This is a genomic window from Cryobacterium sp. MP_3.1, from assembly GCF_035984795.1.
Classification (GTDB): domain Bacteria; phylum Actinomycetota; class Actinomycetes; order Actinomycetales; family Microbacteriaceae; genus Cryobacterium; species Cryobacterium zongtaii.
The window spans coordinates 33,022-48,604 of sequence record NZ_JAXCHV010000025.1 but is presented as its reverse complement, the minus strand read 5'-3'; the positions used below and the strand labels follow the sequence as shown (position 1 = coordinate 48,604).

Sequence of the window (15,583 nt, the reverse complement as noted above, 5' to 3'; positions counted from 1 at the left end):
TGGCAGCACGGCGGCCCCACCAACGTGAGCAACGGGGTGCTGCTGTGTTGGCGCCACCACCACGGTATCGACAACGCCGGCGGCTGGAAAATCCGGATGGTCCTGGGCATGGCCGAAGTCAAAGCCCCGCACTGGATCGACCCCACCGGCACCTGGCGAAAACCACCCCAACACCGCGCCCACGACCCCAAATACCGCCGGCAAGACGAGTAGCCGCGGCATGAGGGCGCCCGAGTCCGGATTCTGGGTCACCAGGCTCGACGGGCTCAACCGACGGTGATTTGTTGCGAGCCCTGCCATCGGGGTGGCCCACGACGTACTATCGCCTTGGGCGTCAGCCGGCGCCCGGTTACGGCTACGGAGGTATGCAGTGGGCATCAATGACGACGACATCACCACATCCGGCGCGGATGCGAACGAAGGCACGGCCGATGGCGGCGCCAACCCGGCGGGTCACGACGGCGGTGCCGACGGAACCGCCGATGCCGGAGAGGGCACCGCGGACGGCGGCGCCAACCCGGCGGGCCACGACGGTGGCGCTGACGGCTCCGCCTCGAGCGAGGGCGTTGCAGACGGCGGCGCCAACCCAGAAGGTCACGACGGCGGCGCCGACGGAACCGCCTGATGACGAGCGAAGGGCGCGGGGCGAGCGATCGTCCCGCGCTCACGCGCTTGCTCGAGGTCACGCCGGAGGCCTTCGCCACGGACTACTGGGACCGTCAGCCGCTCTTCACCCGCGCGGCCGCCCTGCGGAGCAGGTTCGATGACCTCTTCACCGCAGACGCCGTCGACGAGCTGGTCACCCACCGTGGTCTGCGCACCCCGTTTGTGCGCATGGCGCGGCAGGGCACCGTGCTCGACCCCGGCCGGTACACCGCACCAGGCGGCCTGGGCGCTGAGATCGCCGACCAGGTCAGCGCCGACAAGGTGCTCGACGAGTTCACCGACGGAGCCACCCTGGTGCTCCAGGGGCTGCATCGCACCTGGCCGCCGCTGGCCGAATTCACCCGGCAGCTCACGAGAGACCTCGGGCACCCCGTCCAGGTGAACGCCTACGTCACCCCGGCCGCGGAGCGCGGCTTTGACCCGCACTACGACGTGCACGATGTGTTTGTGCTCCAGATTGCGGGGGAGAAGCGCTGGCGCATCCATCCTCCGGTGCACCCGCGCCCACTCCGCGACCAGCCGTGGACCGACCATCGCCGTGCGGTGGAGCGACGGGCCGAGGACGAGCCGGCCATCGACGAGGTCTTCAGGCCGAACGACGTGCTCTACCTGCCCCGAGGCTGGATCCACTCGGCGACTGCGCTGGGCGGCACTTCGATCCACCTCACCATCGGCGTCGCCGCCCTCACCCGCCACGATGTGCTGCGCGAGGCCGTCGCGCACGCTGCGGCCGCCGAGAGTCTGCGCGCCGCCCTTCCCCTGGGCATCGACCTCACGGATGCTGCAACCGTCGGCGCCCTGCTGGCCGACACCGTCGACGACTTCGGCCGGTTCACCGGCGCGGATGCAGCCCCGGCCGAGGCGGTGTCCCGGCGACTGGCCAGGCGCCTGCGGGCCTCCACCCGGGCCGAGCCGATCGCCCCCTTGGCGACCACGGCGGCTGCCACCGCACTGCACGAGGCCACCACGGTGAGCCTGCGGCGGGGACTCGGTGCCCGGTTCCGGGCGGGCCCGAACCCCGGTGACGTCTCTCTCGTGTTGCCGGACAAGACCGTGACGCTCCCGGCGGAGGCCGCCGACGCCCTGGCCCAGATCCTCACCGGACACCCCCTGCAAGCAGGTGGACTGGCCGGGCTGGATGCGGCGTCCTCGCTCGTGGTGGCCCGACGCCTGGTGCGCGAGGGTGTCCTGGTGGTGCGATGAGTCTCCCCTCCGCCCCGGGCTGGCTGCCGTGCAGCGATCGGTCGCTGGAGCGCGGCGATCCGCTACCGGGTACTGCCGGCTACGGCGAACGCTGGTTCCTCGTCGAGATCGACGGGGCCTGGGGTGCGCACGCGTTCCTGCAGTCGCCGCTGGACCCCGCACTCGCCCGGGCCCTGGTGACCCGCATCGAATCCGCGGGCATCCGCCCGCTGGCCATTCGTCGAACCGGCCGGACCGCTCACCAGCGCCGCGCCCAGACCGAGTGGCGGTGGGCGGCCGTTGACGCCAGGGTCGGACACGAACGGGTGCACTGGGGGGTGGTGACCGATCCCGCCGATCTCTTGCAGGTGCCGTTGGACGGGGCGACCGGCGCGCCGTCGACCGAGCCGCTCATCTGCGTGTGCACCCATGCCCGGCACGACCAGTGCTGCGCGGTGAAGGGGCGGCCGGTGGTCACCGCCCTCGCCCAGGCCTACCCGGCCGCCACCTGGGAATGCTCGCACCTGGGCGGAGACAGGTTCGCGGCCACCCTGATTCTGTTCCCGCACGGGTTGTACTACGGCCGGGTGACCGCCGCCGAAGCCCCGGACCTCGTCGACGCCTACCTCGACGGTCGTATCGAACCGCGCTGGTTCCGGGGCCGCAGCTCGCTGCCCAATGTGGTGCAAGCGGCTGCCGCGTTCGCGCGGGCGAACCGGGGCGACGACCGCATCGACGCCTTCGACTACAGCTCCTGGACGGAATCGGGGGGAGTGCACACCGTGAGCTTCAACCACGGCGATGAACGGCTCGCGGTGAAGCTCGCCGAGAGCCTGTCGGCGCCGCTGCTCAGCACCTGTGCGGCCAGCACTGCCCGGCCGGTTCGGGAGTTCGAACTGCGCTCGATAACCCCGGGCTGACACCCCCCAACTGGAGGTGAATACGGGACCAAGGTCCCGGTTTAGGGCCCCACTCGGAGGGTAGTGTTCCCAATAGAGGGCGAATCACCGGCACCGTGGCACTAGCTGGTACCTCGTGGTCTTGCTCTCATGGCCCGCACGGTGGGATAAACACCCAGTCAGCGGGAAAGCCTCGATCCTACAAGGAGAGCACACCATATGACCGTCACAGATGGCATCCGAAGCGACCAGCAGGGTCTTGCAGAAACCGGCGCCGCCGAATTCGTCAGCGGCCCGTGGCAGGACTCGATCAACCTGCGCGACTTCATCCAGCGCAACTACACGCCCTACCTCGGCGACGCGAGCTTCCTCGCCGGCGCCACCGAGCGCACCACCGGCATCTGGGCAAAACTGTCCGCGATGTTCCCGGTCGAGCGCGAAAAGGGTGTCTACGACATCGACGCGACGACCCCGTCGTCCATCACCGCGCACAAGCCCGGCTACATCGACGAGGCCAACGAGGTCATCGTCGGACTCCAGACGGATGCGCCGCTCAAGCGTGCGATCATGCCGTTCGGCGGATGGCGCATGGTCGCCACCTCCCTCGAGACCTATGGCTACCCCGTGTCGCCCGAGCTTGAGACGATCTTCACCGACTACCGCAAGACCCACAACACCGCGGTCTTCGACGTCTACCCTCCCGGCGTGCGTCGTGCGCGCAGCAGCCACCTGATCACGGGACTCCCGGATGCCTACGGCCGCGGCCGCATCATCGGTGACTACCGCCGTGTCGCCCTCTACGGTGTCGACGCGCTGATCGCCGGCAAGAAGAACGACCGCGCCGAGCTGGACATGGAGCCCTCGACCGAGGACATCATCCGTGCCCGCGAGGAGAACTCGGAGCAGATCCGGGCCCTCAAGGAACTCGTACAGATGGCAGCCAGCTACGGCTCCGACATCTCCAAGCCCGCCACCACCGCCAAGGAAGCCGTTCAGTGGCTGTACTTCGCGTACCTCGGTGCGGTCAAGGAGCAGAACGGTGCGGCAATGTCGTTCGGCCGCAACGCGGCCTTCCTCGACGCCTACATCGAGCGCGACCTCAAGGCCGGCACCCTGACCGAATCCGGCGCCCAGGAGCTCATCGACGACCTCGTCATCAAGCTGCGCATCGTCCGGTTCCTCCGCACCCCGGAGTACGACGACATCTTCGCCGGCGACCCCACCTGGGTCACCGAGTCGCTCGCCGGCATCGGTGAAGACGGTCGCCCGCTGGTCACCAAGACCGCGTTCCGCTTCCTGCAGACCCTGTACAACGTGGGCCCCGCACCCGAGCCGAACCTTACCGTGCTGTGGAGCGACAAGCTGCCCGAGGGCTTCAAGCGCTTCTGCGCCCAGGTCTCGATCGACACGTCGGCCATCCAGTACGAGTCCGACGACCTCATCCGCAACGAGATGGGTGACGACGCCGCGATCGCATGCTGCGTCTCGCCGATGCGCGTCGGCAAGCAGATGCAGTTCTTCGGAGCCCGCGTCAACGCTGTCAAGGCGCTGCTGTACTCCATCAACGGCGGCCGCGACGAGGTGTCCGGCAAGCAGATCGCACCGGCCACCGCAGCGAACACCGACGAGGTCCTCGACTACGACACCGTCTTCCCGGCCTACCTCGAGACCCTCGAATGGCTTGCAGAGACCTACGTCACCGCGCTGAACTGCATCCACTACATGCACGACAAGTACGCGTACGAGCGACTCGAGATGGCTCTGCACGACCAGAAGATCATCCGCACCCTGGCCTGCGGCATCGCCGGCCTGAGCGTGGTTGCTGACTCGCTGTCCGCCATCAAGTACGCCACGGTCCGCCCGGTGCGCGACGAGACCGGTCTGGTTGTCGATTACACCGTCGAGGGCGAGTTCCCCGCGTTCGGTAACGACGACGACAGGGTCGACGCCATCGCGATCGACGTCATGGAACGCTTCATGACGATGATCCGCAAGCACCCGACCTACCGCGACGCCATCCACACCCAGTCGATCCTGACGATCACGTCCAACGTGGTCTACGGCAAGGCCACCGGTAACACGCCGGACGGCCGTCGCAAGGGTGAGCCGTTCGCACCGGGTGCAAACCCGATGAACGGCCGCGACACCCACGGCATGCTCGCGTCGGCACTCAGTGTCGCCAAGCTCCCGTACAGTGAAGCGCAGGACGGCATCTCGCTGACCAACACCGTCGTTCCCAGTGGCCTCGGTCACACCAAGGACGAGCAGGTCACCAGCCTGGTCGGACTGCTCGACGCGTTCACCTCGGCCAGCGGATACCACCTCAACGTCAACGTGCTCAACAAAGAGACTCTCGAAGACGCCATGGAGCACCCGGAAAACTACCCGCAGCTGACGATTCGCGTCTCCGGCTACGCGGTGAACTTCGTCCGGCTCACCCGCGAGCAGCAGATGGATGTCATCAGCCGCACGTTCCACTCGCACTAAAAGAACACCCTTACAGATGACCGGCAACGCTAGGTAGGACGAGACCATGACCGCAATCAACCTCGGCTTCCCTAGCGTTGCCTGTCCTGTAGTAGAACTTTCCGGAGACGCTGCGCATGTCGACCTGTCGGCACCCGTCTCCGACGACATCAGTGCCCTGAACGACGCCGACCGCAAGGCCGAACTGCACACCCTCGAAATGAAGGCAATCCGCGAGGGCACCGTCGCGAGCGTGCACTCCTGGGAGCTCGTGACGGCCGTTGACGGCCCCGGCACCCGCATGACCCTGTTCCTCTCCGGCTGCCTGCTGCGCTGCCAGTACTGTCACAACCCGGACACCTGGAAGATGCGCGACGGCCTGGTCACGCCCATCGACGACCTCGTCGCCCGCATGACCCGCTATCTGGGCGTCTTCAAGGCCACCAACGGTGGCCTCACCATCTCCGGCGGCGAACCGCTGATGCAGCCCGCTTTTGTCAAGCGGATGTTCAAGGAAGCACACGCCCTGGGCGTGCACACCACCCTGGACACCTCCGGCTACCTCGGCAAGAGCGCCTCAGACGAACTCCTCGACAATGTCGACCTGGTGCTGCTCGACGTCAAGTCGGGCCTGCCGGACACCTACAAGAAGGTCACCGGCCGCGAACTCGCACCGACGATCGCCTTCGGCGACAGGCTCGCCGAGCGCAACATCCCGGTCTGGGTGCGCTTCGTGCTGGTGCCCGGGCTCACCGACGCCGTCGACAACGTCGAAGCCGTCGTCGACATCGTCGCGAGCTGGCCCAACGTTCAGCGCGTCGAGGTCCTGCCCTTCCACCAGATGGGCGAGGACAAGTGGGACCGCCTGAGCATCCCGTACCCGCTGCACGGCGTCCACCCGCCGGAGAACGACGTGCTCACCCGGGTGCGCGGCCAGTTCGAGGCCCGGGGACTGACGGTCTTCTAGGAGTCGAGAAATCTGACACACCGACGAATATCAGCCTTACGCATATAAATGTGTAAGGCCTTTTTTCGTGCTGATCAGCATCTTAAGTGTTACGAATTTGAAGCCAGGGACTTTGTACCCTGACTGGGAAAACCGGATGCTGCCAGACTGTGAGTATCTTCAGAATCGCAACGAAAGGCAACATCGTGTCAACAGCAACCGTTCCGGCCACCACCCTGGGAGCCACCAAGGTCAAGGTCCTCAAGCTCATCGGCTGGGCCGGAATTCTCGGCGCCGTCGTCATGATCATCGGTGGAGGTGTGGTCTGGGGCGTTGTCAGCTCGCAGCTCTCCGCCGAGAAGATCACCGTCTCCGAAGACGCCGCGTTCCTCGCCGGCGCTCCGGTCGTCGGACCGTTCTCCGCATTCGCCCAGGCCGACATCATCAACCACCACGCGCTGGACATGGCTGAGGGCAAGACCTACGCCGAACTCGACAAGGAAGACCCGCTGCGTGCGACGGTCATGAACGCGTCGTTCCTGCGTACCTCGCTCTTCACCTCCGTGGTGTCGTTCGGTGTCTCGGCCTTCGCCATCGGCATGGGCGTCCTGTCCGGCCTGTTCGGTTGGGCCATCCTGACCCTCGCTCCGGCCTGGCCCAAGAAGACCACGGCCACGGGCGTTCGCGCGTAGTCGCACCCGCTTCACGAACGACCCGGCAGCTTTCGCTGCCGGGTCGTTTCGGGTTTAAGGGGTTTGGCTCGCTCTGGAGCTCAGTACTCGGTCGCGCCTTCGGTGTCTTCGCCCCAACTCACGATGCGCGGCGGCAACGGGTACTCGTGGGTGCCGCTGGCTGCCAACACCTCAACACTCACGACGCGGGGAGCCGTGGTACCGGCCCGGCTCACAAACCAGCCACCGACGAGCACCACATCGCTCACCGTGGACGCGACAGCCACCCCGGTGACGGTGAACGGACCGTAGGCCGGGTCGACGAAGAGCACCGAGATGAGGTCGCCGTGTGCCACGGCGGGTGCTGTGAGGTCCTGCTCGATGCCCGGCGCCTCATCCGCCGTCTCACCATCGCTCGGCTCAAGGGTGCGCAGTGCCTGCAGGGACTTGTGCGGCTTGAGGTTCTGCTCGATGGAGCGGCCGCCGACGGTGAGCGTCTTGACCGACGCGGAGATGAAAGCGGTGCCGTCGATCGTGAAGGCGCCGTAGCGCTTGGTCAGGAACATGGCGGACACGCCGGTTCCGGATTCGAGGGCGATGATCGCATCCGTGAGCACCTTGACGTTGCGCCTGCTGGGCACATTGGGCATTGCCGGTCCGGCCATCTTTCCTCCAGAGAACGTGACACGCAACTCTAACGCCGCCCGAAACCCGCGCCGTGCGCCCAGCGGCGCACTGCCCCTGTTCGAGGGGTTCGGCAAGCCCCTAGCGAAGCGTTCCCGAGCGGCATTGAGTGGATGACTACTGGCGCGATTGGGCGTGCCCGGTGGGTGGAGGGGCGGACGGCGGAACCATGGTGAGCACGGAATGGTGAGCAACGGCACAAACGGGATGAACGGAACCGGGGTGACCCCACCACGGTCCTTCGGCGGTGTGGTCGGTGGCCTGATCGGTCTGGTCGCGACGAGCGCCATTGCCGGGCTGTTGGTCACCGTGAGCCTGACACCGGTCGTTGCACTCACCGGCGTGGCGGCGACCAGCACGATCAACGTCTTCGAGACCCTGCCGAACTACCTCGAGATCGAGCCGCTCGCCCAACGCAGCAACATCTATGCCACCGGCCCGGACGGAACGCCGATCCTGCTCGCGACCCTGTACGACCAGAACCGGGTCGAGGTCGGCTGGGACGACATCGGCCAGAACGTGAAGGACGCCGCGATCGCCGGGGAAGACCCACGCTTCTACGACCACGGCGGCGTCGACCTGCAGGGAACCATGCGCGGTGCGTTGACGACGGCGTTCCGGGGCAGCGTGCAGGGCGGATCGTCGATCACCCAGCAATACGTCAAGAACGTGCTGGTCCAGAAGTGCGAGATGCTCCCCACCGAGGAGGAGATCTCGGACTGCTACGCGGCGGCGACGGTGACGACGGCATCGCGCAAGCTCAAGGAGATGCGACTGGCGATCGGCGTGGAAAAGAAATACGCAAAAAACGACATCCTGCGCCAGTACCTCAATATCGCCGGCTTCGGCGGCCGCGTGTACGGCATCGAGGCCGCGGCCGCCTACTACTACGGGAGCACGGCTGCCGACCTCACGGTGGCGCAGGCGGCCAGCCTCGTGGCCATCGTCAACAATCCCGGCAAGTTCAGGCTCGACCGGCCGGCGAGCGAGACCAACGGTGTGGCCAATGGCTACCTGGACAACCGGCAGCGCCGCGATTACATCCTCGGCGAGATGCTCAGATACGGCAAGATCACCCAGGCCGAGTTCGATGAGGCCATGGCGGCCCCCATCGAACCGACCATCCATGAGCCCAGCACCGGATGCCAGACGGCCGGGGCAAACGCGTACTTCTGCGACTACGTGATCCACGTCCTGGCGAACGACCCGGTCTTCGGCGACGACGAGGATGCGCGGATCAAGAACATCCGCCGGGGCGGCTTCGACGTGTACACCACCCTTGATCTCGACCTTCAGAACGCCGCTGTCGCGACGATGAACGAGAACGTGCCGAAGACCCGCGCCGGCTGGGACGTGGGCGGTGTCATCTCGAGCGTCGAGGTCGGCACCGGACGAGTGCTCGCCATGACGCAGAACAAGGACTACAGCCAGGACCCCGAGGTGCAGGCCACCGGAAGCAACTGGAGCAGCGTGAATTACAACACCGACTTCGTCGCCGGGGGATCCCGCGGGTTCCAGCCCGGCTCCACCTACAAGGTCTTCACCCTCGCGGACTGGCTGAACACCGGGCATTCCCTGGACGAGCGCGTCGACTCCGCCCCCAGATCACAATGGGGAACCTTCAACGACAGTTGTTTCGGCCCACAGAACTACGATTCGGAGGGCTGGAGCCCCAAGAACGACGCCAACGAATCCGGTCGCAACTACAGCGCGCTGGAGGCCACCATCGGGTCGATCAATACGGGGTTCATCGCCATGGCCAAGCGGCTCGACCTCTGCGGGATCCGGAAGATGGCCGAGGCCTTCGGAGTGCACCGCGCCGACGGCGAACCGCTGAGCCAAAGCGCGGCATCCGTGATCGGCACGAACGAGATCGCCCCGTTGAGCATGGCCGTCGCCTTCGCGGGCATCGCCAACAACGGGACAACCTGCAGCTCGATCGTGATCGACCGGATGATCGGCGCCGACGGCACCGAGGTGCCCATCCCCGTCTCACGGTGCGAAGACTCAGTGCTGCCGGAAACCCAACGTCAGATGGTGGCCGCGCTCAGTCAGGTGATGTCGAGGGGAACTGCCGTGCAGTCGAACACCGGCACGGTGCCGTGGGTGCCGATGTTCGGCAAGACCGGAACCACCGACAACGCCAAGGACACCTGGATGAGCGGAGCGAGCAGCAAGGTGGCCACCGTCGTCGGCGTCGTCACCGTCACCGGGAACGCCAATCAGCGCGCCATCAACTTCGAGAGCGGGCCCGCCGCCACCGCGCGGCACCGGATGTGGCCGGCCGTGATGTCGGTGGCGAACGCGAAGTACGGCGGCGATCCGTTCCCCGGGGTGTTCGTCACTCCACCGGCGGTCCCGGAGGAGGAAGACGTGGATGTGGACGAGGATCTCGGGGGCGACGACACCGAGCAGGACGTTCCGGCACCTGACATCCCCGAGGGGACCGACTAGAGATCACGCGCTCTGCGTCGACCACAGGTCGAATTCAGTCGTGCCTGAGCCGCCCGCCCGCCGTATCGGCGGCCGGGCCGCTGCTGCCGCCGCTGCCTCGGCGACGGACGGTTCGGCGTCCAGCGCCGCCGCCCTGGCCGCCTTCAGAGCCTTGGCCTGCGCCCTGGCCCGGTCCCTGGCCACCGTGACCAGGTCCCACATGCCCTCACCCGTCACCGAGACCCCGCGGGCACCCGAGCGCCGGGTGCGGCCACGCACCAGCATCAGTTCGGTCTGGAAGACGCCGCCGCCGATGCGTTCCTGGGCGTCGTGGAAGAACACCACGTTGGCCACCGGCCCGGTGCCGTCGTCGAGGCTGACGAACACCACCCGGCGCCCGTCACGCATCGGCGGAGTGTTCGTGGCCCGGCGCACGCCGGCCAGGAGCACATCGCTGCCGCCGGGCAGGGTGGCCAGCTGGGCGGCCGGGGTGACGCCGAGCTCGGCGAACAGCGGGTAGTACTTGCGCATCCGGTGGCCGGCGACGGCCAGACCGGTGTCGAGCAGCTCGAGGTCGGACTGGGTGCGACCGCGCAGCTGCAGCGAGGTGACGGTGTCGAAGCGCGCACCCTCGTAGTCGAGCACCGGCAACGGAACCTCGAAGGCGAGCTGGTCATCGGCGATGGTGATGGCCGTGCCCCGCAGCGACTGGATGTGCGCGAGCAGCTCGTGCCGGCGGTTGCGATCGTGATCGATGAAGCTGTCCAGTGCGCCGACGCGGGCGAGGGCCTCGAAGGTGCGCCGTCGCGGGTGCACCCGGTCCCGAAAGTCCTGCAGCGACGTGAACGGCTGGTGTCGCACGATGCGGGCGCGCTCGGCGTCGCTCGATCCGGACAGCTCCGGCAGCGGCATCCGGATGCCCCGGCCGTCACCGACGGACTCCACCCTGTAGTCGAGGGCGCTGTGCTGTACGTCGAGGCCCAGAACCGGCACGCCGAGCACCCGGGCTTCGGCCACGAGCAGGTCTTTGGGCCACATGCCCGGATCGTGGGTGAGCAGTCCCGCCAGGAACGCCGCCGGGTGGTGGGTCTTCAACCAGGCTGACTGGTAGGTGGGCAGGGCGAACGCCGCCCCGTGCGCCTTCGCGAAGCCGAAGCTGCCGAACCCGGCCAGCACGGTCCAGACCCTGGCGATGGTGCCGGCATCGAACCCACGGCCGAGGGCGTTCTCGCGCACGTACGCCTCGATCACGCTCAGCTGCTCCGGCCGGCCCAAGTGCCGGCGCAGCACGTCGGCGTGACCGAGCCCGCAGCCGGTGAGCTCGTCGAAGAGGCGCATCACCTGTTCGTGGAAGATGACGACGCCATTGGTCTCGCGCAGGATCGGTTCGAATCGAGGATGGATGTAGTCGGGCGCGACCTCACCGTGCCGAGCCTCGAGGTAGCGCAGCGGCATGTTGTTCTTCATCGGCCCGGGGCGGAACAGCGAGATCTCCACGGTGAGGTCGTTGAACACCTCCGGCTGCAGCTTGCCCACCAGCTCCATCTGGCCGGGGGACTCGATCTGGAAGATGCCCAAGGTGCGGGTGGAGCGGATGAGCTCGAAGGTGGCCGGGTCGTCCAACGGCACTCGGTCCAGGTCGATGCGTTCGCCGGTGAGCCGGTGGTGTTCCTCCACGGCGTGCGCCATGGCCGACTGCATGCGCACACCGAGGATGTCGAGCTTGATCAGGCCCATCGGGTCCATGTCGTGCTTGTCGAATTGAGACATCGGCAGGCCCATCCCCGAGGCCTGCACCGGGGTGCGATCCAGCAACGAGGCGTCGGAGAGGATGACGCCGCAGGGGTGCACCGAGATGTGCCTGGGCAACCTGTCGAGCCTGGCGGTGAGGTCCACGAGCAGGTCGAGCTGCGAGGACTCCCGCACCTCGGCGGCCAGCTCCTCCAGTTCCGGCTTCTCGGCCAGGGCCGCACGGAAGTCGCGGGCGTTGAACCGCCACATCTGTTTGGCGATCGTGGCGACCTGGGCGTCCGGCATGCCCAGGGCGAGGCCCGCGTCGCGCACGGCGCCCCGACCCCGGTAGGCGTTGGTCATCGACATCAGCGAGACCCGGCTGGCGCCGAACGTCTCGAAGACCTTCCGATAGATGTCGTGTCGCCTGGCCGACTCCACATCGAGGTCGATGTCCGGCAGCGTCTGCCGTTCGGGGGAGAGGAAGCGTTCCCAGAGCAGGCCGTTGCCGATCGGTTCCACCGACGAGGTGTGCAGGGCGTAGTTCAGCACCGAACCGACCCCGGAGCCGCGGGCCTGGATGCGGATGCCCATGTCGCGCACGAGGTCGGCGACGGTGGCCACGGTGAGGAAGTAGCTGGCGAAGCCGAGCGATTCCACCGTCGCCATCTCGTGGGCGAGCCTGTCGTGGGCCGCCGTGAGCCCGCGGCGCCCGGCGTCGGCGTAGCGCTCGTCGATGCCGTGACGGGCGCGGGCCCACAGCTCGGCGAGCGGGTCGCGGGTGACCCCGATCACGCTCGCCTCCGGCATCCGCGGCCGGCCGAGCCCGATGTCGCCGACAGGGTCGAGCGCACAGCGTTCCGCGAGGTCGTGGGTGTCGCGCAGCAGCCGGGCCAGCGCTCCGTCGCTGTGCTGCCCGGCGTCGACCACCATGCGGGCCACCTGACGCATGGCGGCTGCCGGCTTCAACCAGGCCTGGCCGTTGACCTGCAGGGGGTCGACCTGCAGGGGACGGGCCTCGGTCTGGGTGCCCAGCGGTTGGGCGTGCGGCGGCTGGGCGAGCTGCGCGAGCGGCATGAGGTGCCTGGCGGCATCGGCGAGGTCGGCGGTCACCGCCTCATCGGCGGTGCCGTAGCGCACCGCGTTGCTGAGTACGGCGGGCAGCCGGGCGTACTCGGCGAGGGCGAGCATACGCGTGGCCGGGGCGACGCTGCCCGGCATGCCCGGTTCGGTGAGATGGCAGACGACCTCGAGAGCCAGCGACTGGGGTGGCATGATCCGTTGCCACTCGGCGAGGGTCGCGCGGGCCAGCGGGTTGTCCCGGCGCTCAATCGCGTGGCCGACATCGGAGGCCGGGCCGAGCAGCACCGTCAACGAGTTCAGGCCGGCCAGCTCGGCGAGGCGGCTGCGCGGGATGCTCGGCGGGTGGCCGGACAGACGCACCGTGGTCTCGTGGGCGCTGGAGACGGCCCGGCAGAGCGCCGCGTAGCCGCGGCCGGCACTGCTCAGCTCAGAACTGCCGCCGTGCGCCAGCACCACGACCCGGCCGAGCGAGGTGAGGGTGTCGTCGTCGTGCACCTCGAGATCGGCGCCGAGCCCCGGGCGAATGCCGGCGGCCACACAGGCACGCACGTGCTTGACGGCTCCGTACAGTCCGTTCCGATCGGTGACGGCCAGGAAGGTCGCCCCGTCGGCGGCTGCCTGCCCGGCGAGGGCCTCCGGCAGGGTCACGCCATAGTGGGTCGAGTAGGCGCTGGCGACGTGCAGGTGCGGAAAACTCATCGCGGCGTCACCCCCAGTCGAGCGCGAGCACCCAGGTGCCGTCGACGTCGTGGCGCAGGTCGTACCGGTGCTGGTCCTCGCCGCCCTTGGCGGCATCCAGCCGCCACAGTTCGGTGTCGATGCGGGTGGGCGTACCGGTGTGCTCCCACCATCGGGTGCGCGTGAAGACGGCCTGGGGTTGCCCGATGACAGTGTGTTCGAATCGGTCCCACACGAAGGCCCGGGGGTCACCGTCGGCGGAAAGCTCGACCTGCACTGTTTTGTCTATGATCACGGCTGTGTCCATGAACTGAGGGGCGTCGACAATCTGGGTCATGGGCTCACCTTCCGCGTTGCTTCGAACAAATGTTCGATGTTCGAAAGTGTACGTCACGCCTCCGACAGACGCCAGCGGATGGAGCGCGCGGACGGTGGGTGGCGCACAGGGGTAGCCCACAGACCGGCGCGGGGGCACTCTGGTGTTCCATGTCGACGAATCCGGAATTCACGCAGATCAATCCGCTCTTCGCCCGGCCCGGTGAAGACTCCCGCGCCCCCCCGCCACACGTTGGCGGCCGGCCCGATGGGGCCGGAAACGGCCTACCAGATCATTCACGACGAGATCATGCTCGACGGCAATTCCCGGCTCAACCTGGCGACCTTCGTGGGCACCTGGATGGACGACTACGCCCGCAGGCTCTACGCCGAGTCCTTCGACAAGAACATGATCGACAAGGACGAGTACCCGCAGACCGCGGCCATCGAGGACTACTGCTGGCACATCATCGCCGACCTCTGGCACGCGCCGGAACCGCGGTCGACCATCGGCACGTCGACCATCGGGTCGTCCGAAGCCTGCATGCTCGGCGGACTGGCCTTCAAGCGTCGCTGGCAGCAGTCCCGTCGCGCGGCCGGGCTGTCCATCGACAAGCCCAATCTGGTGATGAGCAGCGCCGTGCAGGTCTGCTGGGAGAAGTTCTGCAACTACTGGGAGGTCGAGGCGCGTCTGGTGCCGGTGACCGACGAACATCCGTGCTTGGACGGGAACGACCTGGCCGCCTACGTCGACGAGAACACCATCGGCGTCGTGGCCATCATGGGCGTCACCTACACGGGGATCTACGAGCCGGTACAGGAGATTGCCGCCGCACTGGACGCCATCCAGGCCGCGACCGGGTTGGACGTTCCGATCCACGTCGACGCGGCGTCGGGCGGCATGGTCGCGCCGTTCCTGCAGCCCGAGCTGGTCTGGGACTTCAGGTTGGAGCGGGTGCATTCGATCAGCACCTCGGCGCACAAATACGGTCTGGTCTATCCGGGGCTGGGTTGGGTGGTCTGGCGCAGCCTCGACCTGATGCCAGAGGAGCTGGTCTTCAACGTGAGCTATCTCGGTGGAGACATGCCGACGCTGGCCCTGAACTTCTCCAGGCCGGGTGCCCAGGTGCTTCTGCAGTACTTCCTGTTTCTCAGGCTCGGCTTCGAGGGCTATCGGCTCGTGCAGCAGACGTCGCAGAATGTCGCGCTGTTCCTGTCCAGCGCCATCGCCGAACACGGCGCCTTCACCCTCATCAGCGATGGATCCGACATCCCGGTGTTCGCCTGGAGCCTGAAGCCCGGGCACACCGACAAGTGGAACCTGTACCACCTGTCCGACCGCCTCCGGGCCAGGGGCTGGCTGGTGCCGGCGTATCCGATGCCGGACAACCTGTCCGACCAAACTGTGCAGCGGATCGTAGTGCGCAACGGACTCAGCCTGGATCTCGCCTCGCGGCTCTTGACCGCGATCACCGAGGAGACCGCATACCTCGACAGGCTGGAGGGTGCGATGCCGGCGGAGAAGCACCATCCGGGCTTCACCCACTGAGCTGCCTACCCGAACTGAGTGCCCGAACTGAGTGCCGGTCTGAGTGCTCGATTTGAATGACCGGCAATCCTCCCTATTCCGAGCCGGCCGAGCGTAGCATTTGCTTGGGGCGCATTGACATAGGCGCCCGCGTAAGAAGGTACTCATGACACTCGAAGTGGAGTCTCAAGAATCGGTGGAGGTTCGGCCGGCGGAGTCTTTGGAAGCAGAGTCACAAGCAGAGTCTTTGACGACAGAGTCTTTGACGACAGAGTCTTTGAAAACAGAACCGCGGAAAGCG

General features: G+C 67.2%; 10 protein-coding genes and 2 pseudogenes. 9 read left to right on the top strand and 3 right to left on the bottom strand.

The features are described from left to right. From RCH12_RS14310 to RCH12_RS14280, 7 genes and pseudogenes are all read left to right on the top strand, one after another. Nucleotides 1-213: pseudogene (locus RCH12_RS14310) on the top strand (hypothetical protein); the annotation flags it as partial. A gap of 157 nt (nt 214-370) precedes the next feature. After that, the gene (locus RCH12_RS14305; protein WP_088455932.1) at nt 371-625 is read left to right on the top strand and encodes a BatC protein; all 255 of its coding nucleotides are present in this window, start codon (nt 371-373) and stop codon (nt 623-625) included. Next, entirely contained in the window at nt 625-1,869 is a 1,245-nt protein-coding gene (locus RCH12_RS14300) for a cupin domain-containing protein (RefSeq protein WP_103431602.1), read from the top strand. The genes RCH12_RS14305 and RCH12_RS14300 overlap by 1 nt, the downstream gene beginning before the upstream one ends. Then, nucleotides 1,866-2,768, top strand: a complete 903-nt coding sequence (locus RCH12_RS14295) for a sucrase ferredoxin (protein WP_327017298.1) — start codon at nt 1,866-1,868, stop codon at nt 2,766-2,768. Before RCH12_RS14300 ends, RCH12_RS14295 begins: the two co-directional genes overlap by 4 nt. 198 nt (nt 2,769-2,966) lie before the next feature. Continuing rightward, nucleotides 2,967-5,234 carry a formate C-acetyltransferase gene (pflB, locus tag RCH12_RS14290; RefSeq protein WP_088455935.1) on the top strand — a complete coding sequence of 756 codons (2,268 nt, stop codon included), beginning with the start codon at nt 2,967-2,969 and terminating at the stop codon, nt 5,232-5,234. Between the two features lie 46 nt (nt 5,235-5,280). Beyond that, nucleotides 5,281-6,180 (top strand): pyruvate formate-lyase-activating protein, encoded by a 900-nt coding sequence (gene pflA / locus RCH12_RS14285; protein ID WP_103431604.1) that lies wholly within the window; start codon nt 5,281-5,283, stop codon nt 6,178-6,180. Between the two features lie 185 nt (nt 6,181-6,365). Further along, entirely contained in the window at nt 6,366-6,851 is a 486-nt protein-coding gene (locus tag RCH12_RS14280) for an aromatic ring-opening dioxygenase LigA (RefSeq protein WP_088457954.1), read from the top strand. Nucleotides 6,852-6,931: 80 nt separating this feature from the next. Here the strand turns inward: RCH12_RS14280 and RCH12_RS14275 are convergent, their stop codons facing one another. Beyond that, nucleotides 6,932-7,495, bottom strand: a complete 564-nt coding sequence (locus RCH12_RS14275; RefSeq protein ID WP_088455937.1) for a hypothetical protein — start codon at nt 7,493-7,495, stop codon at nt 6,932-6,934. 241 nt (nt 7,496-7,736) lie between these two features. Here RCH12_RS14275 and RCH12_RS14270 point away from each other — a divergent pair, with 241 nt between their 5' ends. Next, nucleotides 7,737-9,968: a transglycosylase domain-containing protein gene (locus RCH12_RS14270; protein WP_327017297.1), complete on the top strand. Its 2,232-nt coding sequence runs from the start codon at nt 7,737-7,739 to the stop codon at nt 9,966-9,968. 3 nt (nt 9,969-9,971) lie between these two features. Here the strand turns inward: RCH12_RS14270 and RCH12_RS14265 are convergent, their stop codons facing one another. Together RCH12_RS14265 and RCH12_RS14260 are read right to left on the bottom strand one after the other, a co-directional pair. After that, nucleotides 9,972-13,460: a DNA polymerase III subunit alpha gene (locus RCH12_RS14265; RefSeq protein WP_327017296.1), complete on the bottom strand. Its 3,489-nt coding sequence runs from the start codon at nt 13,458-13,460 to the stop codon at nt 9,972-9,974. A gap of 7 nt (nt 13,461-13,467) precedes the next feature. Continuing rightward, nucleotides 13,468-13,776 (bottom strand): hypothetical protein, encoded by a 309-nt coding sequence (locus tag RCH12_RS14260; RefSeq protein ID WP_327017295.1) that lies wholly within the window; start codon nt 13,774-13,776, stop codon nt 13,468-13,470. A gap of 149 nt (nt 13,777-13,925) precedes the next feature. Here RCH12_RS14260 and RCH12_RS14255 point away from each other — a divergent pair. Further along, a pseudogene (locus tag RCH12_RS14255) lies at nt 13,926-15,303 on the top strand (glutamate decarboxylase). Nucleotides 15,304-15,583: the final 280 nt, after the last annotated feature.

Bases quoted from the DNA above. Each gene is read 5' to 3' on its own strand.
- RCH12_RS14300 (WP_103431602.1), top strand. From the start codon at position 625: ATGACGAGCGAAGGGCGCGGGGCGAGCGATCGTCCCGCGCTCACGCGC.
- RCH12_RS14295 (WP_327017298.1), top strand. From the start codon at position 1,866: ATGAGTCTCCCCTCCGCCCCGGGCTGGCTGCCGTGCAGCGATCGGTCG.
- pflB (WP_088455935.1), top strand. From the start codon at position 2,967: ATGACCGTCACAGATGGCATCCGAAGCGACCAGCAGGGTCTTGCAGAA.
- pflA (WP_103431604.1), top strand. From the start codon at position 5,281: ATGACCGCAATCAACCTCGGCTTCCCTAGCGTTGCCTGTCCTGTAGTA.
- RCH12_RS14275 (WP_088455937.1), bottom strand. From the start codon at position 7,495: ATGGCCGGACCGGCAATGCCCAATGTGCCCAGCAGGCGCAACGTCAAG.
- RCH12_RS14265 (WP_327017296.1), bottom strand. From the start codon at position 13,460: ATGAGTTTTCCGCACCTGCACGTCGCCAGCGCCTACTCGACCCACTAT.
- RCH12_RS14260 (WP_327017295.1), bottom strand. From the start codon at position 13,776: ATGACCCAGATTGTCGACGCCCCTCAGTTCATGGACACAGCCGTGATC.